Here is a 26,090-nt window from a genome sequence, read left to right as displayed (position 1 = left end):
CCTTGTTCAGGTACACCACCATGTAGGGAATGCCCACCTGCCGGCCCAGCAGGATGTGCTCGCGCGTCTGCGGCATCGGGCCGTCGGCCGCGTTCACCACCAGGATCGCGCCGTCCATCTGCGCCGCGCCCGTGATCATGTTCTTCACGTAGTCCGCGTGGCCGGGGCAGTCCACATGCGCGTAGTGACGGTTCTCCGACTCGTATTCAACATGCGCCGTCGAGATCGTGATGCCGCGGGCACGCTCCTCGGGAGCGCCGTCAATCTGGTCGTAGGCCTTGAATTCACCAAAATACTTGGTGATCGCGGCCGTCAACGTCGTCTTGCCGTGGTCAACGTGACCAATCGTCCCAATGTTGACGTGCGGTTTCGTCCGTTCAAACTTTGCCTTTGCCATCATGGCCTCCTATCGGGGGGGCCACCCGCGCGACAGCCCCCGTCGTGAAACATCCGCCGCGACTTATAATCGTGCCGGGGAAAAATCAAGGGCGCCCGGGCCTTTGCCGCAGGGCCTGTGGCAGTGGAACCGGAACCCGGCGAATACGTTGGAATTGCGCAGACAAGGCTGCCTGGCCGGGCGGTCGCAACCCTTTCGGAGTAACGAGATGAGCCTGATGAAATCCCTCGCCCGCGTCGCGGCCGGCGTCATGCTGGCCAAGGGGATCGGAACCATGATGAAGAACGCCCAGAACCGGCCGCAATCCGGCGGCGGGCGTGGGTCGGGCGGGCTGCTCGACGAGCTCTTCGGCAACAACACGGCTGGGGCCGGCAATCGCTCGACCGGCTCGGGCGGGCTGGGCGACATGCTGGGCCAGGTGCTCGGCGGCCGTTCGGGCGGCGCGGGCGGCGGGGCCGTCGTCGTTGGCGGCGGCGCGCCCTATGGCGGATCGCACTCGCCCCGCCATGCCGGCACGGCGCAAGGCGGGTTGGGCGGGCTGCTGGACCAGTTGACGGGATCGCGCGGTAGCTCGGGCTCGGGCGGGCTTGGCGGGGTCCTGGGCGGCGCGGCCGCAGGCGGGCTTGGCGGCATGCTGGGCGATCTGCTGGGCGGGCGCGGCGCGCATCAGGGCCAGGCTCCGCAAGGCGGCGGGCTGGCGCAAAAGGACGCCCAGCCGCAGAACGACGCCAGCTTCGGCGAGCTGTTCAACGAGGCGCTGGCCAGCGGCGACGAGCCCACGACCGCCCCCACCCCGGAACAGAACGCGCTGGCCGGGCTGATGCTGAAGGCGATGATCCAGGCCGCGAAATCCGACGGCGAGATCGACGAGAACGAAAAGGCCAAGCTGATGTCGGAATTCGGCGAACTCGACGACGAAGAGCGCGCCTTCATCCGCGAGCAGATGGCGGCGCCGGTCGATGCCGCGGCCCTGGCGCGCGAGGTGCCGCAGGGCTTCGGCCCGCAGGTCTATCTGATGTCGCTGATGGCGATCGAGTTCGACAACCGCAAGGAGGCCGAATACCTGCACGCGCTTGCCGAAGGCCTGGGGCTCGACAAGGAGACGGTGAACGGCATCCACCAGAAGGTCGGGGTCATCAACCTTTACGCCTGATCGAACAGGCCCAGCTGGCGCGGCGGCTCGTCCTGCCGCGCCTCCTCCAGCCCCGACAGGGTGATGCCCAGCAGCCGCACGCCATGCGGATCCGCAAAGACCGGCGCCAGCAATTCGCAGGCCATTTCCAGCATTTCGTCGCGGCTCTCGACGGCGCGCGGCAGGGATCGCGCCCGGGTGATCTGGCGGAAATCGCCGTATTTCACCTTCAGCGTCACCGTCCGCCCACGCCGGGCAGCCGCGGTCGTGTGGCGCCAGACCTTGTCGGCCAGCACCGCCAGCGCCTCATGCGCCGCAGCAATGTCGCGCAGATCCTCGAAATAGGTGTTCTCGGCGCCGATGCTCTTGCGGATGCGGTCCGGCTTGACCTCGCGCGTGTCGATGCCGCGGGAAATGTTCCAGTAATAGGCACCCGACTTGCCAAAGCGCGCGGTCAGGAAATCCAGGCTCTGCCGGGCAAGGTCGGCGCCGGTCAGGATGCCATGCGCCTCCATCCGCGCCGCCGTGGCCGGGCCGATACCGTGGAAGCGGCCGATGGGCAGGCCCTGCACGAACTCTGCCCCCGCCTCGGGCGGGATCACGAACAGCCCGTCGGGCTTGCGCTGGTCCGAGGCCAGCTTGGCCAGGAACTTGTTGTAGCTGACCCCGGCCGAGGCGGTCAGCCCGGTCGCCTCGCGGATGCGCGCCCGGATCTCCTTGGCGATGCGGGTGGCGGTCGAGCCGTTCAGGTGGTCGGTCAGGTCCAGATAGGCTTCGTCCAGCGACAGCGGCTCTACCAGCGGGGTGTATTCGGCAAAGATCGCGCGGACCTGCTGGCTGACGGCACGATAGACGTCGAAGCGCGGCTTCACGAAGATCAGGTCGGGACAAAGCCGCATCGCCCGCATCGAGGGCATGGCCGAGCGCACGCCATAGCGCCGCGCCTCGTAGCTGGCCGCCGCCACGACGCCGCGCTGGATGCCGCCCACGGCGACGGGCTTGCCGCGCAGGGCCGGGTCGTCGCGCTGCTCGACCGAGGCATAGAAGGCGTCCATGTCCACATGCACGATCCGCCTTATGCGCTCGGCCGGATCGGGTGTCATGGCAGGATGCGGGCATCCCCCGCCACCAGCCCCTCACCCATGCGGTCGAAGCGCATATGGGCGATGGCGCGGTCCCCCGACCGGGTGAAAAGCGTGCCCGCCTCGCGCCCATCGGCCATCAGGATCGGCGTGCCGACGGGGGCCGCGCCCTCGATGCCGACCGTCACCAGCCCCTTGCGCAATTCGGTCTTGTGCTTCATCCGCGCCGTGACCTCCTGCCCGACATAGCAGCCCTTGCGGAAATCGACGCCGTGCAGGCGCTCGAACCCGGCCTCCAGGATGAAGGTTTCGTTCGGGATCAGCTCGACCAGGGTTTCGGGGATGCAATGCGCGACCCGGATCGCGTCCCAGTCGCTGCCGTCGTCCCCCTCGCCGCCGTAAAGCCGCCAGCCCAGCGCGTCGTGCCGCGGGTCCATGATCGCACCCTCGGGCGCCGGGCCGGTGCCACGCGCCACGGTCAGGTCGGTCGGCTCCAGCGCGACCTTCGAGCGCAGCTTGTACATCGACAGCCGCCGCATCAGGTCGCCCTCCAGCCGCGCATCGACGTCGACCAGCAGCCGCTCGCCATCCGGCACGATCAGGAAATCGGCCAGATACTTGCCCTGCGGCGTCAACAGCGCCGCCCAGCAAGGCTCGGAGCCGACCTTGTTGGTCACCAGCCCTTGCAGGAACTCGACCCGATCCTCGCCCGAGACCGCCAGAATCCGCCGCATCACTCTTCTCCGAATTGCAACCTGACCAGCGCGGCATAGGCACCGCCCTGCGCCATGAGTTGGTCGTGATCGCCCTCTTCGACAACCCGGCCGGCATCGACAACCACGATCTTGTCGGCCTGCCGCACGGTCGACAGCCGGTGCGCGATGACCAGCGTCGTGCGCCCGGCCGACAGCTCGTCCAGCGCCTGCTGCACCACCCGCTCGCTTTGCGCGTCCAGCGCACTCGTCGCCTCGTCCAGAAGCAGGACCGGCGCATTGCGCAAAACGGCGCGGGCGATGGCGACGCGCTGGCGCTGCCCGCCCGACAGCGCCGAGCCGCGCGGCCCGGCCGGCGTGTCCAGCCCCATGGGCAGCGCATCGGTGAAATCGGCGACATGGGCGGCGACGATGGCGCGGCGCAGCGCCTCGTCGTCCTGTTCGCGGCCCAGCAGGATGTTCTCGCGCAGGGTCTCGTCGAACAGCGCCGCGTCCTGGCTCACGGTCGAGAACTGGTCGCGCAGCACCCCCAGGTCGAACTCGCGCAGGGGCACGCCGCCCAGCGTGATCTGCCCCGATTCGGGGTCGATAAGCCGCGTCAGCAGGTTGAAGACCGTGGATTTCCCCGCCCCCGAAGGCCCGACCAGCGCCGTGGTCTTGCCCGCCTCGGCGGTGAAGCTCAGCCCGTTCAGCACCGGATGGTTGTCATAGGCCAGCCGCACGTCCGCAAAGCGGATGGTGGTGTCGGGCGGCGGCTCGCGGCGCGGGCCCGAAACGATGGTGGGCCGCATGTCCAGCACGGCATAGATGCGTTCCAGGCTTGCCGCCGCGATCTGCCAGGTGCCGGTCAAGGCCCCCAGCCGGCGCAGCGGCTGGAAGGCCAGCGCCATGGCGGTGAAAAAGGACATGAAGTCGCCCACCGTGCGCTCGCCCCGCGTCACCTCGGCCCCGCCCAGCGCCAGGACACCGATGAAGCCCAGCCCGGTCACGACGTCGACCAGCGCCGGCACCGTGGCGCCGATGCCCGACATCTTGACCTCGGCCTGGCGGATGCGGGTGACGATCTGGGCAAAGCGGCCGGCCTGGTAATCCTCCATCCGGTTAAGCTTGACGGCGTTGATGCCGTGCAGCACCTCGTCCAGCCGGGTGGCGCGCTGGCTGGCATTGACGCGGTTCTGCCGCATCTTGCGCCGGATATAGCGCTGCACCACCAGCGTCGGCAGGATCAGAAGCGGCGCACCCACCACCGCCGCCATGGTCCACCAGGGATCGACGGCCAACGCCACGCCGAACAGCGACACCAGCGAGACCATGTCCCGCCCGGCCCCGGCGATGAAGGTCGACCAGACCCCCTGCACGGCGATGGAATCGCCCTGCACCCGCTCGATCAGCGCACCGGGGGGGTTCTGCTGGAAGAAGCCGCCGTCCAGCACCATGATATGGCGCAAGAGATCCGTCTGCATGCTGGTCGAGACCGCCAGCGAGACCGAGGTCATCAGGCTGCGGTTGATGACGAAGGTTGCGGCGCGGATCAGGAACAGCGCAAAGATGACGCCGCCGACCCACCAGATCGCGTCGGTGTCGCCGCCGACGAAGACCCGGTCGAACAGCGGCTTCAGCATCCAGCTGAGCAGGCCCAGCGTCGAACCCTCGATGACAAGGAACAGCAGCGCCAGCAGGATGCGCCCGGAATAGGGGTGCAGATAGTCGCGCCACATGCGGGCGAACAGATTGGCCGTCCTGTGAATCCTGTCCGCCATCGCACCCCCGGAAATTCGGTCAGGCCAAGGGATAAGCCGCAAGCCGCGCGGGGGCAACCCGCCGCCCACCATCACCCTCTGCCCGCCACCGGCACCCAACCCGCATGCGACGGCCCTGCGCTTCTTCGTTCCCCAAATACTCCTGCAACCGTGGAACCGGCGCCGGCTCCGCCGCCTGGCACCGCGCGCGCCCGTTGACCTTGCGCGGGGGTCGTCCTACCGATGGCGCATCAGTCGAAAGGCATTTTCCATGAGCTTTGCCCAGGGCCGCGCCGTCCTTGCCATCCCCGGCCCCTCGCCCGTTCCCGACCGCGTGCTGCGCGCCATGCATCGCGCCTCGCCCGACATCTACGGCCCCGAACTCGCGGCCGAGAACCGCGCCATGATCGCCGGGCTGAAACGGCTGGCCGGCACCGCGGGCCATGTCGCGCCCTATATCGGCAACGGCCATGCCGGCTGGGAGGCGGCCAATGTCAACCTGCTCGACCGGGGCGAGCGGGCCCTGGCGCTGGTCTCGGGCCATTTCGGCCGCAGCTGGGCCGCCTCGGCCCGCGCCCTGGGGATCGAGGTCGAGGAGCTGGATTTCGGCCTCGCGCCCCCCGATCCGCAGCGCCTGGCCGACCGGCTGGCGCAGGACCGCGAGGGGCGGATCCGGGCGGTGCTGGTCTGCCAGGTCGATACCGCAAGCTCTGCCCGCGCCGACATTCCCGCCCTGCGCGCCGCCATGGGCGAGCATCCCGCCTTCCTGGCCGTCGATGCCATCGCCTCGCTGGGCTGCGAGCCGATGCGGATGGACGAATGGGGCGTCGATCTGCTGGTCTCGGCCAGCCAGAAGGGGCTGATGGTGCCGCCGGGCCTGACCTTCGTCTGGTTCTCGGACCGGGTGAAGGCGCGGGCGCACAGCGGCCTTGCCACGCCCTATTGGGACTGGACCCCGCGCGCCGAGGCAGAGGAGCTTTGGCAGTTCTGGGGCGGCACGCCGCCCGTTCAGCACATCTTCGGCCTGAACGAGGCGCTGCATATCTTGCTGGACGAGGAAACCCTGCCCGCCGCATGGGCGCGGCACGAGGGGCTGGCGCAGGCGACTTGGGCGGCACTGGACCACTGGGGTGCGGGCGGCCATGGCATCGGCCCGCTGATCGCCGATCCCGCCGGTCGTGCCCGCTCCGTCACCGCGGCCCGCCTTCCGAATGCCGCCGCCCTGCGCGAATGGACCGCCGCCAAGGCGGGGGTCACGCTGGGCATCGGCCTTGGCGCCCCCGATCCCGACAACGCGCTGCGCATCGCGCATATGGGCCATGCCAATGCCCATCAGCTTCTGGGCGTGCTGGCAGTGATCGAGGCCGGGATGGCCGCGCTGTCCATCCCGCATGGCAAGGGCGCGCTGGAGGCGGCGGCGGCCGAGATCGCCCGGCTCGCATGAGCCCTTGCAGCATCGCGCCGGATACCCGACCTTTGCCCCCGAAGGCATGAAAGGCGACCGATGCGCATCACCCCCCTGCCCGAGTTCCAGTCCGAGGCCCTGCTGCCCGAACAGGACTTCGCGCCCATCGAGCGGCTGATCCGCGACGAGGCCCGGGAACACGGGCTGGACCTGCATACCGGCCATGGCCGCTCGATCTGGTGCCAGGTCGAGATGGGCGAGTTCGGCGCCAAGCGGCGCGGCGACGGCGTGCTGGTCTTTGCCCGGGCACATCGCGCCGAATGGCTGGATGCGATGCAGCAGGCGATCTCGGAGCATCTGGCGCATCACCTGCCCGGGGCGGCGGCGGCGCTGCGCTGGCCCTCGGCCGCGGATGCCGGCCAGTTGCCGGGGAACTTCAGCTTCGCCCAGATCGCCGGCGTCCGGCCGCTCTGCCCCGGCTTCCTGCGCGTGCGGCTGGCCGCGCCCGACCTGCACCGCCTTGCCGGCGCGGATTCGATCCATTTCCGGCTGGTGCTGCCCCGGTCCCGAGACGCTGCGCCCGAATGGCCGCATATCGGCGCGAACGGCCAGATCGTCTGGCCAAAGGGCGACAAGGCGCTGCACCGCCCGGTCTATACCGTGCGCCGCATCGACGCCGATGCGGGCTGGCTGGACCTGGACGTTTTCGACCATGCCGGCGGGCGGGCGGCACATTGGGCACGCACCGCGCCTGCCGGCACGCGCATCGGCCTTGCCGGCCCCAGCGGCGGCGGCATCCCGCAGGCCGCGCGCCTGATGCTTGCGGGGGACGAGACCGCCTATCCCGCCATTGCCCGCATCCTCGAATCGCGTGCCGCTCAGGCCCAGGGCGAGGTCTGGCTGCTTGGCGCGCAAGCGGACTATCCGCTGCCCCGGCCCGCGGGCTTCCGCTTTCGCCACCTGCCCGGCGGAACGGCCGCGCTTTGCGCGCTGCTGCGTGCCGAGCCGCCCCCGCCCGACAGCTATCTGTGGATGGCGGCAGAGAAATCCGGCATCGCCTCGATCCGTGCCCTGATGCTGGAAACGCTTGGCCACGATAAAGCCCGCAGCCATCTGGCGGCCTATTGGTCGGCATAAAGCCCGGCGGACGGACCGCGGAATAGTTGACAATTTTACCTTGGTGATCGATACGAGCCCCAAACCGCGGCCAAAGGGCTGGCGGCATGCATGACATGCGCCGCGCCCCAGCAAGATGCGGACGGACCGAATGCCGGAACTATAAGGATCGCCATGACTCAGATGTCGCTGCCGCGCCACCGCGCGGGGACCGCCGTTGCGTTGACTTGCCTGCTGCTTGCCGCGCCGCTCTCGGCCCAGGAAAGCACCACCAGCGGCCAGCCCGGCCCGGCGCCCGAGGTTCAGGCCCAGCCGGCCAGCCCGGCTGCACCCGAGGCGGCCGCACCGCAAACCGCCGCACCGGAAACGACAGCGCCGGCAACCCCTGCCCCCGCAACCCCCGAACCTGCGGCGACCGAGACCACCCCGCCGACCCAGGCGCCCGAGACGGCCGCCCCGGCAACCCCGGCAACCCCGCCTGCGGCAACGGAGCCCGCCCCCACCGCGACCACGCCGGAAACCGTCGAGCCGGCCCCGGCCACCCCGGCGCCCGCCGCCGAAGCACTGGCCGCCCAGACCCCCGCGACAACGCCCGAAACCCCCGCTCCGGCGACCCCGGAAGCGGCCGAGCCCGCCGGCTCGGGCTTCTTGCCGCAGGCGGTGCAGGACGCGCTGGCGCCGATGCTGACCCCACCGGAACGCGATCCGAACCTGCCGCATGACCTGTCCCCCTGGGGCATGTTCCTGGCCGCCGACTGGGTGGTGAAGGCCGTGATGATCGGCCTGGCCTTCGCTTCGGTCGTGACCTGGACGGTGCTGGTCGCCAAGGTGCTGGAGCTGCTGGGCGCCACGAACCGCGCGCAATCCGGCATCCGCCGCATCGAGCACGCCGCAAGCCTGCCCGCCGCCCTGGCCTCGGCCGGCAGCCGCCGCGACCCGGTCTCGCGCATGATCCGCGCCGCCGCCGCCGAATACGACCGCTCGGCCCCCGCGCTGGAGCAGGCCGGCGACTCGGGCATCAAGGAGCGCGTCGATTCGCATCTGGACCGGATCGAGGCCATCGCCGGCCGCCGCATGAGCAGGGGCACCGGCGTGCTGGCCACCATCGGTTCGACCGCGCCCTTCGTGGGGCTGTTCGGCACCGTCTGGGGCATCATGAACAGCTTCATCGGCATTTCTCAGGCGCAGACGACCAACCTTGCCGTCGTGGCGCCAGGCATCGCCGAGGCGCTGCTGGCCACCGCCATCGGCCTGGTCGCCGCCATCCCGGCCGTGGTGATCTACAACGTCTTCGCCCGCGCCATCACCGGCTACCGCCTGCGGCTCGCCAATGCCGCCGCCGGGGTCAAGCGCCTCGTCAGCCGCGACCTCGACTTCCGCGGCTCCGTCTCGCGCACGGAGGTCTGAGCCATGGCCGGCGGCATCCGCGAAACCCAAGGCGACGATCTGGTCGAGAACCACGAGATCAACGTCACGCCCTTCATCGACGTGATGCTGGTGCTGCTGATCATCTTCATGGTGGCGGCGCCGCTGGCCACGGTGGATGTGAACGTGGACCTGCCGATCTCGAACGCGACGCCGGCGCAACGGCCCGACCAGCCGGTCTATATCACGGTCAAGCCCGACCTGACGCTGGCCATCGGCAACGAGGACGTGCCCGCAGGCGGCCTGGCCGCGGCACTGGCCACCGCCACCGAAAACAACCGCGAGGAACGCATCTTCCTGCGCGCCGACAAGGACGTGTCCTATGGCGACCTGATGGGCGTCATGAACACCCTGCGCGAAACCGGCTATCTGAAGATCGCGCTGGTGGGGCTTGAAACCACCGGGGCCGGGGCCGCCCTCGACCCCGCATCCCCGGCCGGCGCCGAACCGGCGCCCGCGCCGGGTGCGGCAGCAGCGCCGGCACCTGCCGCGCCCGCACCCGCCCAGACCGCATCGACCCCGACCAGCGGAGGAGCACCCACGCCATGAGTTGGAAGCCTTCCTCGGCCCTGCGCGAAAGCGCATTATGGGGCACCGCCGCGGCGGTGGCCCTGGCCGCGCATATGGGAGGCGCGCTGTGGATCCTGCAACGCGCCGAAGCCGCGGCACCCCCCGGCCTGCCCGATCCCGTCTTCGTCGAGCTGGCACCGATGCCCGAGGCCGCCGCCCCGCCGGACGAAGCCGAAACCCCCGAAATGGCCGAGGCGGAACCCGAGCCGGAACCAGAGCCGGAGCCGGAGCCCGAACCGGAACTCGCCATGCCGCCGCTTGAGGAGTTGGAGCCGCTGGCGGACATGAACTCGCTGTTCCCGCCGCCGCCCGACGCGGTGGTGCTGCAAAAATCCGAACGCCCCCCCGAGCGCCCCGAACGCGAGCCTGAGCCCGAGCCCAAGGTCGTCGAAAAGCAGCCCGAGCCGAAAAAGCGCGAGAAAAAGGAAAAGGCGCCGGAAGAGCAGCCGGCCCGCCAGCGGACGACCCAGGTCCGGGCGCCGCAATCCGAGCGCACCGCCGCACCGCAGGGCCAGGTCGGCACGCCCAGCCCGCGACAGGTGGCAAGCTGGCAATCCAAGGTGCAGTCCGCGGTGGCGCGCCACATGCAGCGCACCCGTTTCAGCGGGCGCGGCGGCACCATGACCGTGACCGTGCGTTTCAGCGTCGATCCCAGCGGTCGCGTGGCCGGAGCCTCGCTGGCCAGTTCGACCGGGGACGCGAGCATCGACTCGGCGCTGAACCGTCAGGCTTCGCGCATGCCGCGCCTGCCGGCACCGCCCTCGGGACAGACCACCTCGCTGGTGCTGCCGGTCAAGATCGTCCTGCGGTGACCCGGCGCCGCGCCGGCTCCTTTGGGGGCAGGCCGGGCGCAGGGCGGGCAATCGGCTCGATCCCCAGCACCGGGGCAAGGCCGCGCACCGCCTCTGCCAGGGTCCGCGCATCCGTCTCTGCCTCGGCGTTGCGGCGCCAGACCACGGCCAGATCGCGCGAGGGTGCGGGCTCGGTAAAGGGCACGATGCGCAGCCGGCCGTCGCGGTTCTCGTCGGCCAGCGCCAGCCGGGGGATCAGCGTCATGCCCATGCCGCTGGCCACCATCCGCATCAGCGTGGCCATCGAGGACGCTTCCAGGTTCAGCTTGCGGCGCGGGCTGCGCATGCCGCAGACCTCCAGCGCCTGATCGCGCAGGCAATGGCCGTCGGCCAGCAGCAGCAAGCGGTCGGCCTCGATGCTCTCGGGATGGGCGGAGCCGGAAAGAAAGCTGGTGTCGCCGCCCGGCAGCGCGACCAGGAAGGCGTCGCGCAGCACCGCCTCGGCCTCGATGCCCGGCTCACTGACCGGCAAGGCCATGATCCCGACATCGAAACGATGGCTCAGCACGCCCGAGATCACCTCGTCGGTGGCGATCTCGTGCATTTCCAGGTCCAGCGTCGGGTGGTTGGCGCGCAGGGCCGGCACCAGATGCGGGATCAGATAGGGCGCAACCGTCGGGATGATCGCCAGCCGCAGCCGCCCCGACAGGGGCGAGCGCCCGGCCCGCGCCAGCGCATCCAGCCGCTTGGCGGTGTCGATCAGTTCCTGCGCCACCGGCAGCAGCCGCTCTCCCAGCGCGGTCAGCCGCACCGGACCTGCGCCGGCGCCGCGTTCGAACAGCGTCCCGCCCAGCCGCGCCTCGAGCTGGGCGATCTGGCTGGACAGGCCCGGCTGCGAGACATGCACCGTCTCGGCGGCGCGGCCGAAATTGCCAAGCCGGGCGACGGCCAGGAAATAGGTGATCTGGCGCAGGGTGAAATTCATAACGCAAGGTTATCAACCCTGCGGAAAATCACAAGCACCCGTTTTGCCTGCGGGCTTTGGCCGCGACCCCGGAGCCAGCGGATCAGGCCGGCAGGCGCTGGACCAGCAACTTGTCGATGCGGCGATGGTCCATGTCCACAACCTCGATGCGCCAGCCCTGCCAGTCCACGCGGTCGCCCGCCTGCGGCAGCCGGCCGGCCAGGTCCAGCACCAGCCCCGCGACGGTGGAAAAGTCGCGATCCTCGTCCAGCGGCACCGAAAGCCGGTCGGCGAATTCGTCGACCGGCATCCAGCCGGCGACCAGCAGGCTGCCGTCCTCGCGCTCGACCAGCTTCGGCTCGTCGTCGTCGAGCCCGGCGAATTCGCCGGTGATCGCCTCCAGCACGTCCATCGGCGTCACCACGCCCTCGAAATGGCCGTATTCGTCATAGACCAGCAGCATCTGCCCCGGCGCGGCGCGCAGGCGCGCGATGACCTCGGGCGCATCCATGGTCTCGGGGATGATCGGTGCAGGCTGCATCACCTCGCGCAGGTCCACCGCCTCGGCCCGGCTTTGCGACATCAGGTCCACGCTGGCGATCACGCCGATCAGGTTGTTCGGATCGCCGTCGCTGACCGGCAGGCGGGTGCGGCGGCCGTCGCGGAACTTGCGCGCCATCTCTTCCCAGCTGTCGCCGACATCGACCGCCTCGATCTCGCGCCGCGGCGTCATCAGCCCGCGCGCGCTGCGGTCGGCGATGCGCATGACGCCGGCGATCATCTCGGTCTCGGCCCGGTGCATGACGCCCGCGGTCTCGGCCTCCGAGATGACCAGCTTGATCTCTTCGTCGCTGATGGTCTGCCTGTCCTCGCCCGATTGTCCCAGCGCGGCCAGCACCAGCTTGCCCGAACGGTCGAGCAGCCAGACCAGCGGCGCCGCCCCGCGCGAGATGGCCAGCATCAGGGGCGCCACGCGGGCCGCAACCCGCTCGGGCGCCTTCAGTGCCAATTGCTTGGGCACCAGTTCGCCCACGATCAGCGACAGATAGGTGATGGCGACGACCACGCCGCCCATGCCCAGGGGCTGCGCCAGCGAGGGCGGCACGCCCCAGCCCGGCAGCGCCCCCGCCAGCCGCGCGCCCAGCGTTGCGCCTGAGAATGCGCCCGACAGGATGCCGACCAGCGTGATGCCGATCTGGACCGAGGACAGGAACCGCCCCGGGTCCTCGCCCAGTTGCAGGGCGGTGGCGGCACCTCGGTCGCCGCGCTCGGCCAGCACCTTCAGCCGTGCCGGGCGGGCCGAAACGATGGCCAACTCCGACATGGCCAGCAGCCCGTTCAACAGGGTCAGGACAAGGACGACAAGGACTTCGATCCACATCAAAGGGGCTCGCTCGGATCAGGGGAATGCCGGAGGACAGCTTGGCGCAGCCGGCGGCGCCTTTCGGAAGGATCGTCGATCATGCGCTTGTCGCGGCTGGCTCCGGCTGTGTCATGCCCCAATATATCGGCTGGCGCCGCCGTGGCAATCTCTCCGGCCGAAATCGCGCCGGACGCAGCGTCAACCATGGCGCCACGGTCGGATTTGCGAGTTTTTTTCTTTCGATTTGCCAGCACTTATGGAAACTTTCCGTCCCCGGGCATAGCGTGACGGGAATCAGACGGTGGAATTCGAGGGACAGATGAAGGACAGAACCGGGGAAATACCCGAGAAAATCGTGCTGGTCCTTCAGGGTGGCGGTGCCCTGGGGGCATTTCAGGCCGGCGCCTACGAGGCGCTCTGCCGCGCCGGGCAGGAACCGGAATGGCTGGCCGGCATCTCGATCGGCTCGATCAACGCCGCGCTCATCGCCGGCAACCGCCCCGGCAAGCGGCTGGACGCACTGCGCCGCTTCTGGGAGGGGGTGACGGGCGCGCCCTGGCTTCTGGGATCGTGTTTCGAGGGCGGGCCGCTTCACGAACAGATGCGCGCGATCTGCAACGAAGGCCGCGCCACCATGTCCACCATGCTGGGGGCGCCGGGCTTTTTCCGGCCGCGCGTCCCCGACCTGTTCTCGTTCCTGCCCGGGCTGATGCGACAGACCAGCTGGTATGACACATCGCCGCTGCGCGAGACGCTGCTGGAACTGATCGACTTCGACTATCTCAACGACGAGGGGCCGCGACTGTCCGTCGGCGCCGTGGATGTCGAGACCGGCAACTTCACCTGTTTCGACAGCCGCGAAACGCGGATCACCGTCGATCACATCATGGCCTCGGGCGCGCTGCCGCCGGGCTTTCCTGCGGTCGAGATCGACGGGCGGCATTATTGGGACGGCGGGCTGGTCTCGAACTCGCCCCTGCAATTCGTGCTGGCGGTGCCAAGCCAGCGGCCGCTCTGCATCTATCAGGTGGATCTCTACCCGTCGCGCGACATCATGCCCCGCACCATGGCCCAGGTCGAACAGCGCGAGCGCGAGATCCGCTTTTCCAGCCGCACCCGGCTGAACACCGACGAGTTCCGCATCCGCCATGCGCTGGCCAGCGCCGCGCGCCGGCTGCATGCGCGCCTGCCCGCCGAGTTCCGTGGCGACCCCGACCTGGCCATGCTGATCGAATCCGGCCCCGCCCATCCGGTCAGCCTGATGCACCTGATCTATCGGCACGCCGATTACGAAAGCGCGTCCAAGGATTACGAATTCTCCCGCCTGTCGATGCTGGACCATTGGCGCGACGGGCTGCGCGACGCCGAGCGTTCGCTCGCCGATCCGCGCTGGACCGACCGGCAGGTGCCCGAGGATGGGCTGATGATCTTCGACCGCAACGACCCGCACCAGCAAAAGCAGGGCGCGGTTTGAGCCGGCGCCGGCCGCGGTGCCGGCGCCCGTGCGGCGATCACTTGCGGAACAGGTCCCGCAACCCCGAGGGCTGGCTGCGCCAGAATTGCGGCGGCGCCGAGACGCTGGCGCCCAGCTTCGCCGCCGCGTGCCAGGGCCAGCGCGGATCGTAAAGCACCGTCCTCGCCAGCGCGATCATGTCGGCATCGCCGGTGGCGACGATGGCCTCGGCCTGCTCGGGCTCGGTGATCAGGCCGACGGCGATGACCGGGATGCCGACCGCCTGCTTGACCGCGCGCGCCAGCGGCACCTGATAGTTGGGGCCGACGGGGATCTGCTGGCGCCTGTCCAGCCCGCCGCTGCTGACATGGATCGCGGCGCAACCCCGCGCCTCCAGCGCCTGGGAAAAGGCGATGCTGCCGGCGATGTCCCAGCCGCCCTCGACCCAGTCGGTGCCCGAGATGCGCACCGTGACCGGATAGTCCTGCGGCACCGCGTCCCGCACCGCCTCGAAGACCTCCAGCGGAAAGCGCATGCGGTTTTCCAGGCTGCCGCCGTATTCGTCCTCGCGCCGGTTCGACAGCGGCGACAGGAACTGATGCAGCAGATAGCCATGCGCGGCATGGATCTGGATCGCATCGATGCCCAGCCGCACGGCACGGCGCGCCGCCTCGGCAAACCCGTCGCGCACCCGCGCCAGCCCCGCGCGATCCAGCGCGACCGGAGGGTTCTCGCCCTCGGCGAAGGGCAGGTCCGAGGCCGAGACGGTCTGCCAGCCATGCTCCGCATCCGGCGCGATCTGCGCGCCACCGTCCCAGGGCTTCGCGGTCGAGGCCTTGCGCCCGGCATGGGCCAGTTGGATGGCGATGGGCATGTCCGACCAGGCCCGCACGCCCTTCAGCACCCGATCCATGGCCGCCTCGGTCGCATCGTCCCACAGCCCGACATCGGCGTATGAGATGCGTCCCTCGGGCAGGACGGCGGTGGCTTCGATGGTCAGGATCGCCGCGCCGGAATGCGACAGCGCGCCCAGATGCATCAGGTGCCAGTCGGTCATCCGCCCGTCCTCGGCCGAATACATGCACATCGGCGCGATGACGATCCGGTTCGCAAGGGTCTGGCCGCCGATGGCGATCGGCTCGAAAAGTTTGGGTTGGGGCATGAGGGGAAAGTCCTTGCTGCTACCCGTTCCAGATAAGCCGCAGCCGCCCCGCCGCAAGCCCCCGCCCGCGCGCTTCGCCGTTTCCCAAATGCTCCGGGGGTGAGGAACGCCCGGAAAAGATCCGGTGGATCTTTTAAGCGAGGAACGAAACAGAACCCCCGCGACGGCCCGGACAAGGGTCCGGCGCAGCGCAGGGGCAAAGCCCCGCCTTTCCCCTCAGAAGCTGTTGCGCTCGTGATAGGTGCGCAGGAAGTTCCAGATCCGTTCGTCCTTCGGCGCATGGAAGATGCCTTGCGGGCTGTCCACCGCCACCAGCTCGCCCTTTTCCATGAAGGCCACCTGGTCGGCGACATGGGCGGCAAAGCCCATCTCATGCGTGACCACCACCATGGTCATGCCCTCGCTGGCCAGCGCCTTCATCACGTTCAGCACCTCGCCCACCAGTTCGGGATCGAGCGCCGAGGTCGGCTCGTCGAACAGCATCAGCCGCGGCTCCATGGCGATGGCGCGGGCGATGGCGACGCGCTGCTGCTGGCCGCCCGACAGGCGTGCAGGGTGATTGCCCATCTTGTCGGCCAGCCCGACCTTTGTCAGCGCCTCGGCGGCGCGGGTCTCCGCCTCGGCTTTCGACAGGCCGCGCACGCGGATCAGCCCCTCGGCCACGTTTTCCTTGGCGGTCATGTGCGGCCACAGGTTGAACTGCTGGAACACCATGCCGATGGAACGGCGCATCTGCCGCAGCTTGCGCCCCGACATCTTGCGGCCCGGCACCTCGTAGCCGATCAGCTGGCCGTCGATGCGGATCTCGCCCGAGTCGTATTCCTCGAGGAAGTTGATGCAGCGCAGCAGCGTGGACTTGCCCGAGCCCGAGGGGCCGATCAGGCAGGTCACCTTGCCCGGCGGGATCGCCAGGTCCACGTCCTTCAGCGCGTGGAAAGGGCCGTAATACTTGTTGACCTTGCGAATATCGACGGCAGAAGCCTGCATCGGCTCAGGTCCTTTCGATCAGGTGTTTGGTGATGCGCGTCTCAAGCCGGCGGCCGACGCGCGAGATGGTCTCGACCAGCGCCCAGAAAAACAGCGCCAGCACCAGGTTCGCCTCAAGATAGCGGAAGGTCTCGGTGGACATGCGGCTGACCTGATACATCAGTTCGGGCACGGTGATGATGGACAGGATCACCGTCTCCTTGGTCAGGATGATCGAGAAATTGACCAGCGCCGGCAGCGACGAAACCAACCCCAGGGGCAGCAGGACGCGGCGCACGATGGTGGGCTCGGCCATGCCGATGGCGCGCGCGGCCTCGATCTGGCCATGCGGTACGGCGCGAAAGCCCGAGCGGAAGATCTCGGCGAAATAGGGGCTGCCATAGATGGTCAGGCCCAGAAGCCCCGCCGGCAGCGCATCCAGCCGCAGCCCGATCAGCGGCCCGCCGTAATACAGCACGAAAAGCTGCACCAGGAAGGGCGTGCCGCGGATCACCTCGATATAGGCCTGGATGATCCAGCCCAGCCAGCGCGGCCCATAGCGCTGGATCAGCGCGATCATCAGGCCCAGCGCCATGCCGAAGATCGTGCCCAGGATCCAGCACAGCACGGTGACGCCGAACCCCCTCAGCAGGGCGGGGCCGTATTGTTCAAGGATGCTCCATTCCATCAGACGGCCGTCCTGTGTTCGAGATAGCGTCCCAGCGCCGCAAGGCACAGGTTGATCGCCAGGTAGATGCAGGCGGCGGCGAGATAGACCTCCAGCGGGCGGAAGGTGGTCGCGGCCTGCGCCTGGCTGGCGCGGGTCAGCTCGAGGATGCCCACGACCGAGACCAGCGAGCTGGCCTTGACCAGCAGGATCAGCTCGTTGACCAGCGCCGGCAGCGACATGGTGAAAGCCTGCGGCAGGATCACCCGCGTCCAGGTGTCGCGCGGGGTCATGCCGATGGCCACGGCGGCCTCGGCCTGGCCCCTGGGCAGCGCCGCGATGGCGCCGCGCCAGATCTCCGAGATATAGGCGCTGGCGCAGATGCCGACCGTCACCACCGCCGCGAAGATGGCGGGCACGTCGATGCCGATCACCGGCAGCGTGTAATAGAACACCAGCAACTGCACCAGCAGCGGCACGCCGCGCAGGAAGCTGACCCAGATCGCCGCGAAGCCGCGCAACGGCGCATAGGGTGAAAGCCGCGCGGCACAGACCAGCGTGCCGATCACCAGCCCCAGCGCGATGCCAAGGCCCGAAATCAGCAGCGTATAGCGTGCCGCCCAGAAAAGCGGCTCGAAGCTTTGAAGGAAGACCGGGATCGAAAACATGCGCGCCTCGCCTTGGCCCTTGGGGAACGGGCGGGGAAGGCCCCGCCCGCCAGCGACTTAGTTGGCCGGGACTTCGCGGGGCAGTTCGGTATGGCTGCCCAGCCATTTCTCCTGGATCGCCTTGACGCGGCCGTCGTCGGTCATCTTCAGCAGCGCGTCGTTGATGGCCTTGGCAAAGCTTTCGCTGCCTTCTTCCTTGCGCAGCACCCAGGCGAAATAGGTCGGCTGGCCGAACTGGGCCGGCTCGAACAGCGCGAAGGTCTCAGCGCGGTTCTTGACCAGATAGGTCAGGTTCGGCAGCGAGCCCGCCACCGCGTCCAGCCGGCCGGCGGCCAGGTCGGCATAGGCTTCGTCCGTGGTGCCGTATTCCTTGACGTTCACGCCGCCCAGGCTTTCGCCATAGGCTTGAAGCTGGCGGAACTGCGCGGTGCCCTGCTGGACGCCGACGGTCTTGCCCTTGATGTCCTCGGGCTTCGTCAGCTCGGTATTCGCGGCCGCGCGGACCAGCGAGACGGTGGCATCGGCGATCGGCAGGGTGAAGGTATAGCGCTCCAGCCGTTCGGGGGTGATCGTCACCGGGGCGATCACGATGTCGAACTTGCCGACCTCGAGGCCCGGCAGTTCGGCGGTCCAGGGAATGTCCTGATAGACCGGCTCGACGCCGATCTCTTTCGACACCTCGTCGAACAGATCCTTGGTCATGCCCTCATAGGTGCCGTTGTTCAGCATGTCGAAGGGGGCATAGTGCATGTCGGTCGCGGTGACGATCTTGCCGGCGGCCTTGATGTCGTCGAGTTGGTCGGCCGAAGCCGCCGAACCGAGCGCAAGCGCGGAAAGCCCGAACAGGGCGGCCTTGAGGCTGGTCTGAAAAGTCATGTCTGTCTCCTAGTTGGACGGTGAAGGGGCGCGGCCCGGTGCGTTGCGACGCCGCGCCTATGGATCAGAGAATGGCGGGCAGATTCAACCCGTGCTCCCGCGCGCAGTCCAGTGCGATCTGATAGCCCGCGTCCGCGTGCCGCATGACGCCGGTGGCCGGGTCGTTCCACAGCACCCGGGCCAGGCGCGCATCGGCATCCTCGGTCCCGTCGCAGCAGATCACCATGCCGGAATGCTGCGAAAAGCCCATGCCGACGCCGCCGCCATGGTGCAGCGACACCCAGGTCGCGCCCGAGGCGGTATTGAGCAGCGCATTCAGCAGCGGCCAGTCGGAAACCGCGTCCGAGCCGTCCTGCATCGCCTCGGTCTCGCGGTTGGGCGAGGCGACCGAGCCCGAGTCGAGATGGTCGCGGCCGATGACGATGGGCGCCTTCAGCTCGCCATTGCGCACCATCTCGTTGAAGGCGAGGCCCAGCTTGTGGCGGATGCCAAGGCCGACCCAGCAGATCCGCGCCGGCAGGCCCTGGAAGCTGATACGCTCGCGCGCCATGTCCAGCCAGTTGTGCAGATGCGGGTCGTCCACCAGCTCTTTCACCTTCTGGTCGGTCTTGTAGATGTCTTCGGGGTCGCCCGACAGCGCCGCCCAGCGGAACGGACCGATGCCCTTGCAGAACAGCGGCCGGATATAGGCCGGCACGAAGCCCGGGAAGGCGAAGGCGCGCTCGAAACCCTCTTCCAGCGCCATCTGGCGGATGTTGTTGCCGTAATCGACGGTCGGGATGCCCTGGTCGCTGAAGGCCACCATCGCCTCGACCTGCTTGCGCATGCTGGCGCGAGCAGCGCGTTCGACGGCCTTGGGGTCGGTTTCCTGGCGCGCGCGCCATTCGGCGACGGTCCAGCCCTGCGGCAGATAGCCATGCACCGGGTCGTGGGCCGAGGTCTGGTCGGTCACGATGTCGGGACGCACGCCGCGCTTGACCAGTTCCGGGAACACGTCGGCGGCATTGCCGATCAGCGCCACCGATTTCGCCTCGCCCGCCGTGGTCCAGCGGTCGATCATCTCCAGCGCCTCGTCGAGGCTGTGGGTCTTTTCGTCGACATAGCGGGTGCGCAGGCGGAAATCGGCGCGCGTCTCGTCGCATTCGACGGCAAGGCAGCAGGCGCCGGCCATGACGGCTGCCAGCGGTTGCGCGCCGCCCATGCCGCCAAGCCCGCCGGTCAGGATCCACTTGCCTTTCAAGTCACCGCCGTAATGCTGGCGCCCGGCCTCGACGAAGGTCTCGTAGGTGCCCTGAACGATGCCCTGCGACCCGATATAGATCCACGAGCCGGCGGTCATCTGGCCATACATGGCCAGGCCCTTCTTATCCAGTTCGTTGAAATGGTCCCAGTTCGCCCAATGCGGCACCAGGTTCGAGTTGGCGATCAGCACCCGCGGGGCGTCCTTGTGGGTCTTGAACACGCCGACCGGCTTGCCGGATTGCACCAGCAGGGTCTCGTCGGTCTCCAGCTTGCGCAGCGCGTCGACGATCAGGTCGAAATCCTTCCAGGTGCGGGCGGCACGGCCGATGCCGCCATAGACCACCAGCTCATGCGGGTTCTCGGCCACGTCGGGATGCAGGTTGTTCATCAGCATCCGCATCGGCGCCTCGGTCAGCCAGCTTTTCGCGGTGATCTCGGTGCCGGTCGGCGGGAAAATGTCGCGGGTGTTGTGACGGGGATTGTCCATGATGCTCTCCGTTCAGGCCAGCATGTTGCCGGAAATGATGATGCGTTGGATTTCCGAGGAGCCCTCGTAGATGCGCATGATGCGCAGGTCGCGGGCGATCCTCTCGATGGGGAAGTCGCGGGTATAGCCATAGCCGCCATGCAGTTGCAGCGCGGTGTCGGCGATCCTGCCCGCCGCCTCGCTGGCCGCGAGCTTGGCCATGCTGGAGGCAAGCGAAAAGCGCCCGCCGCCATGATGCGCCGCCTGCCTCTGCCGTGCCGCGTCCTGCGACAGAAGCAGCGCCTGGCGGAAGGCCACGCCCATGTCGGCGATCATCCAGCGGATGCCCTGCCGGTCGGTGAGCCGCTCGCCGCCGATCACGCGGTCCCTGGCATAGGCGATGGCCGATTTCATCGCCGCCTCGGCAATGCCCAGGCATTGCGCGGCAACCTCGATGCGGCCGTTGTCCAGGACCTGCATGGCGGTGCGGAAGCCCCTGCCCTCTTCGCCCAGCAGGGCATCCTCGGGCAGATGGCAATCGAGGTTCAGGGTGAACACATGCCCGCCCTTCAGCCCCATGGTCTTTTCCGGCGCGCCCGGCTCCAGCCCCGGCGTGCCTTTCGGCAGGATGAAGGCCGAGATGCCGCGATGCGCCTTGTCCGGGTCGGTCACGGCATAGACGACGATGAAATCCGCCACCCCGCCGTTCGAGATGAAGCATTTCGCGCCCTTGAGGTGCCAGCCGCCATCCGTCCGGCGGGCGCGGGTCTTCATGTCGGCGGGGTCCGAGCCGGCGGTGGGCTCGGTCAGGGCGAATGCCCCCAGCGCCTCTCCGGCGGCGGCTTTCGGCAACCACTCCTGCTTTTGCGCCTCGGTCCCGCCCAACAGGATCGAATCGGTCGCCAGGTAATGCGCCGTCAGCGCCGAGGCGGTCGAGCCGCATGCCCCCGCCACGATCGCCACCGCCCGCAGCAGCGCCGGGGCCGAGATGCCGCTGCCGCCATATTCCTCGGGCAGGTTCGCGCCCATCATCCCCGCCTCGCCCAGCATGGCCAGCTGGTCGTGGACGAAGGCCGAGGTCTCGTCGGTTTCCGCCGCCTTTGGCGCGATCCGCTCGGCGCAGATGCGCTCCAGCACGTCGCAGAACAGCCGTTCCTCCTCGGCCAGCATGTGCCAGTCGTCGCTCATGCGGTCTCCTCCAATCCGAATTCGCGCAGGATGGCGGCGCGGTCGCCGCCAAGGCGCGGGGCCGAGGTCTCGGCCACGGGTTTCTCTCCGTCGAAGCGCACCGGCTGGCCGATGGTCGGTGCAAGCCCCAGCACCGGATGCGGCAGGCGGCTGACCAGCCCGCGCGTCAGGGCGTGCTCGTTGCTTGCCGCCTGGGCGATGTCCCAGATCGGCGCGGCGGGCAGACCGGCGCCGGCAAGCGCGGCGACGGCCTCTTCGGTGGTCAGCCCGCGCGACCAGCCTTCGATCAGGCGCTTGAGCTCGGGCTCATGCGCGGTGCGGCTTTCGTCGCTGGCAAAGCGCGGATCGTCCGCAGCATCCGGCGCGCCGATCAGCGTGGCCAGCGCGGCGAATTGCTTGCCGTTCAGCACCGCGATCACCACCTGCCCGTCCCGCGTCGCAAAGCAGCCGAAGGGGGTGGACAAGGGATGGCGGTTGCCCACCCGCTGCGGCAGCGCCCCGGCATAGAAATGCAGCGCATGGCTGGTGGTCAGCATCGAAAACAGCGCGTCATACATGGCGACGTCCAGCGTGGCGCCCTGCCCCGTGGCGTTGCGATTGACCAGCGCCGCCATGATCGCCCAGCTTCCGAACAGGCCGGCGATCAGGTCGGCGACGCTTTCGCCGGTCTTGAGCGGCGCGCCGCCTTCCTCGCCCGTGCCGGCCATCAGCCCCGACATGGCCTGCACCACCAGGTCATAGGCCGGCAGGTCGCGGAACGGTCCCTGCTGGCCGAAACCCGAGATCGAGCAATAGACCAGCCGCGGGTTTTCCGCCCGCAGCGCCTCGGCGCCCAGGCCCAGGCGGGCGGCGACACCGGGGCGGAAGTTCTCGACCACCACGTCGACGCGCGCCGCGACGGCCTTGGCCAGCGCCAGATCCCCGGGGTCCTTCAGGTCCAGCACAAGGCTTTGCTTGCCGCGGTTGTTCAGCGTGAACAGCGCGCTTTCACCGTCCTTGAACGGGCCGATATGGCGGTAATCGTCGCCGGCGGGGGGCTCCAGCTTGATGACCTCGGCACCCAGGTCGGCCAGAAGCGCGGTGCAATAAGGGCCCGCCAGCACGCGGGACAGGTCCAGCACCTTGATGCCTTGCAGCGGCTTCATGCCCGGATCTCCGGCGCCAGCGCGGCCAGGCGTTCAAGGATCGCCTTCAGCGTCACTCGCAGGCTTTCGGCCTTCTGCTCATCATAGGCAAAGGGCGGGGTTTCGGTCGCCAGATGCGTCGCCTGCGCCAGTTCCATCTGGATGGCGTGGACACCCTGTCCCGGCTGGCCGTAATGCCGCGTCGTCCAGCCGCCCTTGAATCGGCCGTTCAGCACATGGCTGCGGCCGGTTGCAGCGCAAGCCTCGAACGTGGCCGCCTCGATGCGCTTGTCGCAAGCGGCGCCGCTGTTGGTGCCGATGTTGAAATCCGGCAGCACGCCCTGAAACAGGAAGGGAATCACCGAGCGGATCGAGTGGCAGTCGTAAAGGATCGCGACCCCGTGCTTCGCCTTCACCCGCGCGATCTCGGCGGCCAGCGCGGCGTGATAGGGGGCGTGGAAACGGGCCTTGCGGTCGGCGATCTCCTTGGCCGTGGGTTCCTCGTTCCAGATCGACTCGCCGTCGAAATCGGTCAGCGGCACAAGGCCGGTGGTGTTCTGGCCGGGATAGAGGCTCGCATCGTCCGGCCCGCGATTGGCGTCGATGACATAACGGTGAAAGGTCGCCCGCACCGTGGTCGCGCCGGGCAAGAGCCCGTCGTAAAGCCGCTCGATATGCCAGTCGGTATCGGCCAGCACCTGCCCGCGCGCGTTCAGCCGGACGCGGACCTCGTCGGGCAGCCATGTCCCGGTATGCGGCAGGCCGAGGATGACGGGGCTGTCGCCCCGGACCACTTCGACGGGATTCACGGCCGCACCTCGTCCAGCAGCTGGCTGGGAATGGAGCCGACCAGCACGCCCTCGCGCACCAGCCGGGCGGATTCGGCCAGGTCGGGGGCAAGATAGCGGTCCTGCTCCAGCGCCGGCACCGTCTGGCGCAGCGCGGCGATCACCGCCTGCAAGGGCGCCGAGGTCGCCAGCGGCGCGCGGAACTCGACGCCGGCGCTGGCGCAAAGCGCCTCGATGCCCAGGATCTGCGCGAGGTTCGCGTTCATGCGTTTCAGCCGCCGCGCGCCATGGGCGGCCATGGAAACGTGGTCCTCCTGGTTCGCCGAGGTCGGCGTCGAGTCGGTGCTGCAAGGCGTCGCCAGGTGCTTGTTCTCGCTCATCAGCGCCGCCGAGGTCACTTCGGCGATCATCAGCCCCGAGTTCAGGCCCGGATCGGGGGTCAGGAAGGGCGGCAGATCATGCGACAGCGCAGGGTCCACCATCAGCGCGATGCGGCGCTGGGAAATGGCGCCGATCTCGGCGATGGCCAGCGCGATCTGGTCGGCGGCAAAGGCCACCGGCTCGGCATGGAAGTTGCCGCCCGAGACGATGCGGTCGGCGCCGACCAGCACCAGCGGGTTGTCGGTCGCCGCGTTCGATTCGATCTCCAGCGTGCGGGCGGCCTGCCAGAGCAGGTCGATGCAGGCGCCCGTCACCTGCGGCTGGCAGCGGATGCAATACGGATCCTGCACGCGGCTGTCGCCCTCGCGGTGGCTTTCGCGGATCTCCGAGCCGTCCATCAGCGCGCGGATCGTCCGCGCCGCGACGATCTGGCCGCGATGGCCGCGCAGGGTGTGGATCTCATCAAGGAAAGGCGCGGTCGAGCCCATGATCGCATCGGTCGAAAGCGACGACGTGACCAGCGCCGCGCGGGCCGAGGCGAAGGCCTCGAACAGCCCCGCCAGCGCAAAGGCGGTCGAAACCTGCGTGCCGTTGATCAGCGCCAGCCCCTCCTTGGCGGCCAGCACCATGGGCTTGAGGCCGGCGCTCGCCAGCGCCTCGGCCGAGGACATCTCGCGGCCTTCATGGACCGCACGCCCCTCGCCCAGCATGGCGGCGGCCATATGCGCCAGCGGTGCCAGATCGCCCGAGGCACCGACCGAACCCTGCGAAGGGATCACCGGCAGCACGCCGCGGGCCAGCATGTCCTCGATCAGCTGGATCACCTCGGGGCGCACGCCCGAGGCACCGCGGCCCAGCGACAGAAGCTTCAGCACCATGATCAACCGCACGGTTTCCGGCTCGACCGGCTCGCCCACGCCGCAGCAATGCGACAGGATCAGGTTGCGTTGCAGCGTGGCGGTGTCCCGCGCCGCGATCTTGATCGAGGCCAGTTTGCCAAAGCCGGTATTCACGCCATAGACCGGCGCCTCGCCATTGGCGGCGGCGGCAATGCGCGCGGCGGATTCGGCAATGCCGGGGCGGGCCGAGTCGGCCAGCCGCACGACAAGGCCCTCGCGCCAGACCTGTTCAAGCTGCGCGAGCGTGGTTTCACCGGGGATAAGGATCAGTTCAGACAAGTTCGCCTCCGACGATGCGGGCATGAAGGGGATTGAAGCCGATGCGATAGGTCAGCTCGGCCGGATGCCGGATGTCCCAGACCGCCAGGTCGGCGCGCATCCCGGGCGTCAGCCGGCCGCGATCCTTGAGACCCAGCGCGCGGGCGGCGTGGCGCGTGACACCCGCCAGGCATTCCGAGGGCGTCATGCGAAACAGCGTCGCGCCCATGTTCATGGTCAAGAGCAGCGAGGTCAGCGGCGAGGTGCCGGGATTGCAATCCGTGGCCAGCGCGATCGGCACGCCGGCATCGCGCAGGGCGGCCATCGGCGGATATTGCGTCTCGCGCAGGGTATAGAAGGCGCCGGGCAGCAAGACGGCCACGGTGCCCGAAGCGGCCATGGCCTCGATGCCGTCCTGCCCCAGATATTCCAGATGGTCTGCCGACAGCGCACCGTGCCGCGCCGCCATGGCCGCGCCGCCCAGGTCGGAAAGCTGCTCTGCATGCAGCTTGACCGGCAGGCCCAGCTTGGCCGCGTGATCGAAGATGCCGGCCATTTCCTCGCGCGTGAACGCGATGCCCTCGCAGAACCCGTCCACCGCGTCGATCAACCCCTCGGCATGGCCGCGCTCCATGCCGGCGATCACCACTTCGCGGATATATCCCGCGCGGTCGTCCTTGTATTCCGGCGGCAGGGCATGGGCGGCCAGCCAGGTCGTGCGCACCGTCACCTTGCGCAACTGCCCGATACGGCGGGCCACGCGCAGCATCTTCAGTTCGCTGTCGATGTCGAGCCCATAGCCCGACTTGATCTCCAGCGTGGTCACGCCCTCGGCCAGCAGCGTATCGACGCGCGGCAGGGCGGCGGCCAGCAGCGCCTCCTCATCCGCCTCGCGCGTGGCGCGGACGCTCGACAGGATGCCGCCGCCGGCCCGGGCGATTTCCTCGTAGGAGGCGCCTTCCAGCCGCATCTCGAACTCGCGGGCACGGTCGCCGCCAAAGACGATATGGGTGTGGCAATCGATCAGCCCCGGCGTCACCAGCCGTCCGCCCAGATCGCGGCGCGTCGCATCGGCATATTGCGCAGGCAGATCCGATTCGGGACCGATCCAGCTGATTCGCCCCGCCTCGATCACCAGCGCGCCCTGCTCGATCAGGCCGTAACCACCTGATTCTTCGTCCATCGTGACAAGTTGCGCGTGGTGAAGAAGCTGCATCGGATCGCATCCCGGATTGATTTCTCGGTCGTTCTATGT

At 68.9% G+C, this 26,090-nt stretch carries 24 protein-coding genes; 7 read left to right on the top strand and 17 right to left on the bottom strand.

The window, feature by feature from the left end:
- Window positions 1-397, bottom strand: a 397-nt coding sequence (locus QPR87_RS06575; RefSeq protein ID WP_285048811.1) for a GTP-binding protein, incomplete at its 3' end; no start/stop codon positions are given.
- A gap of 208 nt (window positions 398-605) precedes the next feature.
- Here QPR87_RS06575 and QPR87_RS06570 point away from each other — a divergent pair.
- Window positions 606-1,550: a DUF533 domain-containing protein gene (locus tag QPR87_RS06570; protein WP_285048810.1), complete on the top strand. Its 945-nt coding sequence runs from the start codon at window positions 606-608 to the stop codon at window positions 1,548-1,550.
- Here QPR87_RS06570 and dinB read toward each other — a convergent pair.
- Genes dinB through QPR87_RS06555 form a run of 3 tightly spaced genes read right to left on the bottom strand, consistent with a single transcriptional unit; the run spans window position 1,541 to window position 5,084 of the window.
- Window positions 1,541-2,632 (bottom strand): DNA polymerase IV, encoded by a 1,092-nt coding sequence (dinB, locus tag QPR87_RS06565; RefSeq protein WP_285048809.1) that lies wholly within the window; start codon window positions 2,630-2,632, stop codon window positions 1,541-1,543. The two genes, QPR87_RS06570 and dinB, sit on opposite strands and share 10 nt — an antisense overlap.
- Window positions 2,629-3,345: a CAF17-like 4Fe-4S cluster assembly/insertion protein YgfZ gene (gene ygfZ / locus QPR87_RS06560; protein ID WP_285048808.1), complete on the bottom strand. Its 717-nt coding sequence runs from the start codon at window positions 3,343-3,345 to the stop codon at window positions 2,629-2,631. The genes dinB and ygfZ overlap by 4 nt, the downstream gene beginning before the upstream one ends.
- Window positions 3,345-5,084: an ABC transporter ATP-binding protein gene (locus tag QPR87_RS06555; protein ID WP_011747075.1), complete on the bottom strand. Its 1,740-nt coding sequence runs from the start codon at window positions 5,082-5,084 to the stop codon at window positions 3,345-3,347. The genes ygfZ and QPR87_RS06555 overlap by 1 nt, the downstream gene beginning before the upstream one ends.
- Before the next feature lie 250 nt (window positions 5,085-5,334).
- Between QPR87_RS06555 and QPR87_RS06550 the strand changes: the two genes are divergently transcribed.
- The 5 genes from QPR87_RS06550 (at window position 5,335) to QPR87_RS06530 (ending at window position 10,391) form a co-directional block, all read left to right on the top strand.
- Window positions 5,335-6,507, top strand: coding sequence for a pyridoxal-phosphate-dependent aminotransferase family protein (locus tag QPR87_RS06550; protein WP_285048807.1), 1,173 nt, complete (start codon window positions 5,335-5,337; stop codon window positions 6,505-6,507).
- A gap of 60 nt (window positions 6,508-6,567) precedes the next feature.
- Complete coding sequence (locus tag QPR87_RS06545; protein ID WP_285048806.1) at window positions 6,568-7,605, top strand: siderophore-interacting protein; 1,038 nt, start codon at window positions 6,568-6,570, stop codon at window positions 7,603-7,605.
- Between the two features lie 153 nt (window positions 7,606-7,758).
- Window positions 7,759-8,991, top strand: coding sequence for a tonB-system energizer ExbB (gene exbB, locus QPR87_RS06540; protein ID WP_285048805.1), 1,233 nt, complete (start codon window positions 7,759-7,761; stop codon window positions 8,989-8,991).
- Between the two features lie 3 nt (window positions 8,992-8,994).
- A complete protein-coding gene (gene exbD / locus QPR87_RS06535; RefSeq protein WP_104491295.1) occupies window positions 8,995-9,558 on the top strand; it encodes a TonB system transport protein ExbD in 564 nt (187 codons plus the stop codon).
- The gene (locus QPR87_RS06530; protein WP_285048804.1) at window positions 9,555-10,391 is read left to right on the top strand and encodes an energy transducer TonB family protein; all 837 of its coding nucleotides are present in this window, start codon (window positions 9,555-9,557) and stop codon (window positions 10,389-10,391) included. Before exbD ends, QPR87_RS06530 begins: the two co-directional genes overlap by 4 nt.
- On the opposite strand, the gene QPR87_RS06525 is transcribed toward QPR87_RS06530, so the two are convergent.
- Together QPR87_RS06525 and QPR87_RS06520 are read right to left on the bottom strand one after the other, a co-directional pair.
- A complete protein-coding gene (locus tag QPR87_RS06525; RefSeq protein ID WP_104491293.1) occupies window positions 10,372-11,355 on the bottom strand; it encodes a hydrogen peroxide-inducible genes activator in 984 nt (327 codons plus the stop codon). The genes QPR87_RS06530 and QPR87_RS06525 overlap by 20 nt on opposite strands.
- Window positions 11,356-11,437: 82 nt before the next feature.
- Window positions 11,438-12,715 (bottom strand): hemolysin family protein, encoded by a 1,278-nt coding sequence (locus QPR87_RS06520; RefSeq protein WP_011747068.1) that lies wholly within the window; start codon window positions 12,713-12,715, stop codon window positions 11,438-11,440.
- 301 nt (window positions 12,716-13,016) lie between these two features.
- Between QPR87_RS06520 and QPR87_RS06515 the strand changes: the two genes are divergently transcribed.
- Window positions 13,017-14,171: a DUF3734 domain-containing protein gene (locus QPR87_RS06515; RefSeq protein ID WP_285048803.1), complete on the top strand. Its 1,155-nt coding sequence runs from the start codon at window positions 13,017-13,019 to the stop codon at window positions 14,169-14,171.
- A gap of 37 nt (window positions 14,172-14,208) precedes the next feature.
- Here QPR87_RS06515 and QPR87_RS06510 read toward each other — a convergent pair whose 3' ends face one another.
- The 11 genes from QPR87_RS06510 to hutI form a co-directional block, all read right to left on the bottom strand.
- On the bottom strand, window positions 14,209-15,312 hold the full coding sequence (locus QPR87_RS06510) for an NADH:flavin oxidoreductase/NADH oxidase (protein WP_285048802.1): 1,104 nt from the start codon (window positions 15,310-15,312) through the stop codon (window positions 14,209-14,211).
- A 216-nt stretch (window positions 15,313-15,528) separates the two neighbouring features.
- Window positions 15,529-16,299 (bottom strand): amino acid ABC transporter ATP-binding protein, encoded by a 771-nt coding sequence (locus tag QPR87_RS06505; RefSeq protein ID WP_285048801.1) that lies wholly within the window; start codon window positions 16,297-16,299, stop codon window positions 15,529-15,531.
- A gap of 4 nt (window positions 16,300-16,303) precedes the next feature.
- Window positions 16,304-16,966, bottom strand: coding sequence for an amino acid ABC transporter permease (locus tag QPR87_RS06500; protein WP_011747063.1), 663 nt, complete (start codon window positions 16,964-16,966; stop codon window positions 16,304-16,306).
- Entirely contained in the window at window positions 16,966-17,613 is a 648-nt protein-coding gene (locus tag QPR87_RS06495) for an amino acid ABC transporter permease (RefSeq protein WP_011747062.1), read from the bottom strand. Before QPR87_RS06495 ends, QPR87_RS06500 begins: the two co-directional genes overlap by 1 nt.
- Before the next feature lie 57 nt (window positions 17,614-17,670).
- A complete protein-coding gene (locus QPR87_RS06490; protein ID WP_011747061.1) occupies window positions 17,671-18,489 on the bottom strand; it encodes a transporter substrate-binding domain-containing protein in 819 nt (272 codons plus the stop codon).
- A 64-nt stretch (window positions 18,490-18,553) separates the two neighbouring features.
- A complete protein-coding gene (gene hutU / locus QPR87_RS06485) occupies window positions 18,554-20,218 on the bottom strand; it encodes a urocanate hydratase (RefSeq protein WP_285048800.1) in 1,665 nt (554 codons plus the stop codon).
- Between the two features lie 12 nt (window positions 20,219-20,230).
- Window positions 20,231-21,385, bottom strand: a complete 1,155-nt coding sequence (locus QPR87_RS06480) for an acyl-CoA dehydrogenase family protein (RefSeq protein ID WP_285048799.1) — start codon at window positions 21,383-21,385, stop codon at window positions 20,231-20,233.
- Window positions 21,382-22,530, bottom strand: coding sequence for a CaiB/BaiF CoA transferase family protein (locus tag QPR87_RS06475; protein WP_011747058.1), 1,149 nt, complete (start codon window positions 22,528-22,530; stop codon window positions 21,382-21,384). The genes QPR87_RS06480 and QPR87_RS06475 overlap by 4 nt, the downstream gene beginning before the upstream one ends.
- Window positions 22,527-23,318 (bottom strand): N-formylglutamate deformylase, encoded by a 792-nt coding sequence (gene hutG, locus QPR87_RS06470; protein ID WP_285048798.1) that lies wholly within the window; start codon window positions 23,316-23,318, stop codon window positions 22,527-22,529. The genes QPR87_RS06475 and hutG overlap by 4 nt, the downstream gene beginning before the upstream one ends.
- Window positions 23,315-24,880 (bottom strand): histidine ammonia-lyase, encoded by a 1,566-nt coding sequence (hutH, locus tag QPR87_RS06465; RefSeq protein ID WP_285048797.1) that lies wholly within the window; start codon window positions 24,878-24,880, stop codon window positions 23,315-23,317. Before hutH ends, hutG begins: the two co-directional genes overlap by 4 nt.
- The gene (hutI, locus tag QPR87_RS06460; RefSeq protein ID WP_285048796.1) at window positions 24,849-26,051 is read right to left on the bottom strand and encodes an imidazolonepropionase; all 1,203 of its coding nucleotides are present in this window, start codon (window positions 26,049-26,051) and stop codon (window positions 24,849-24,851) included. The genes hutH and hutI overlap by 32 nt, the downstream gene beginning before the upstream one ends.
- Between the last annotated feature and the right edge of the window lie 39 nt (window positions 26,052-26,090).

The organism is Paracoccus sp. SSJ (assembly GCF_030234105.1).
Taxonomy (GTDB): domain Bacteria; phylum Pseudomonadota; class Alphaproteobacteria; order Rhodobacterales; family Rhodobacteraceae; genus Paracoccus; species Paracoccus denitrificans.
This window is presented reverse-complemented; position numbering and strand designations above follow the sequence as displayed.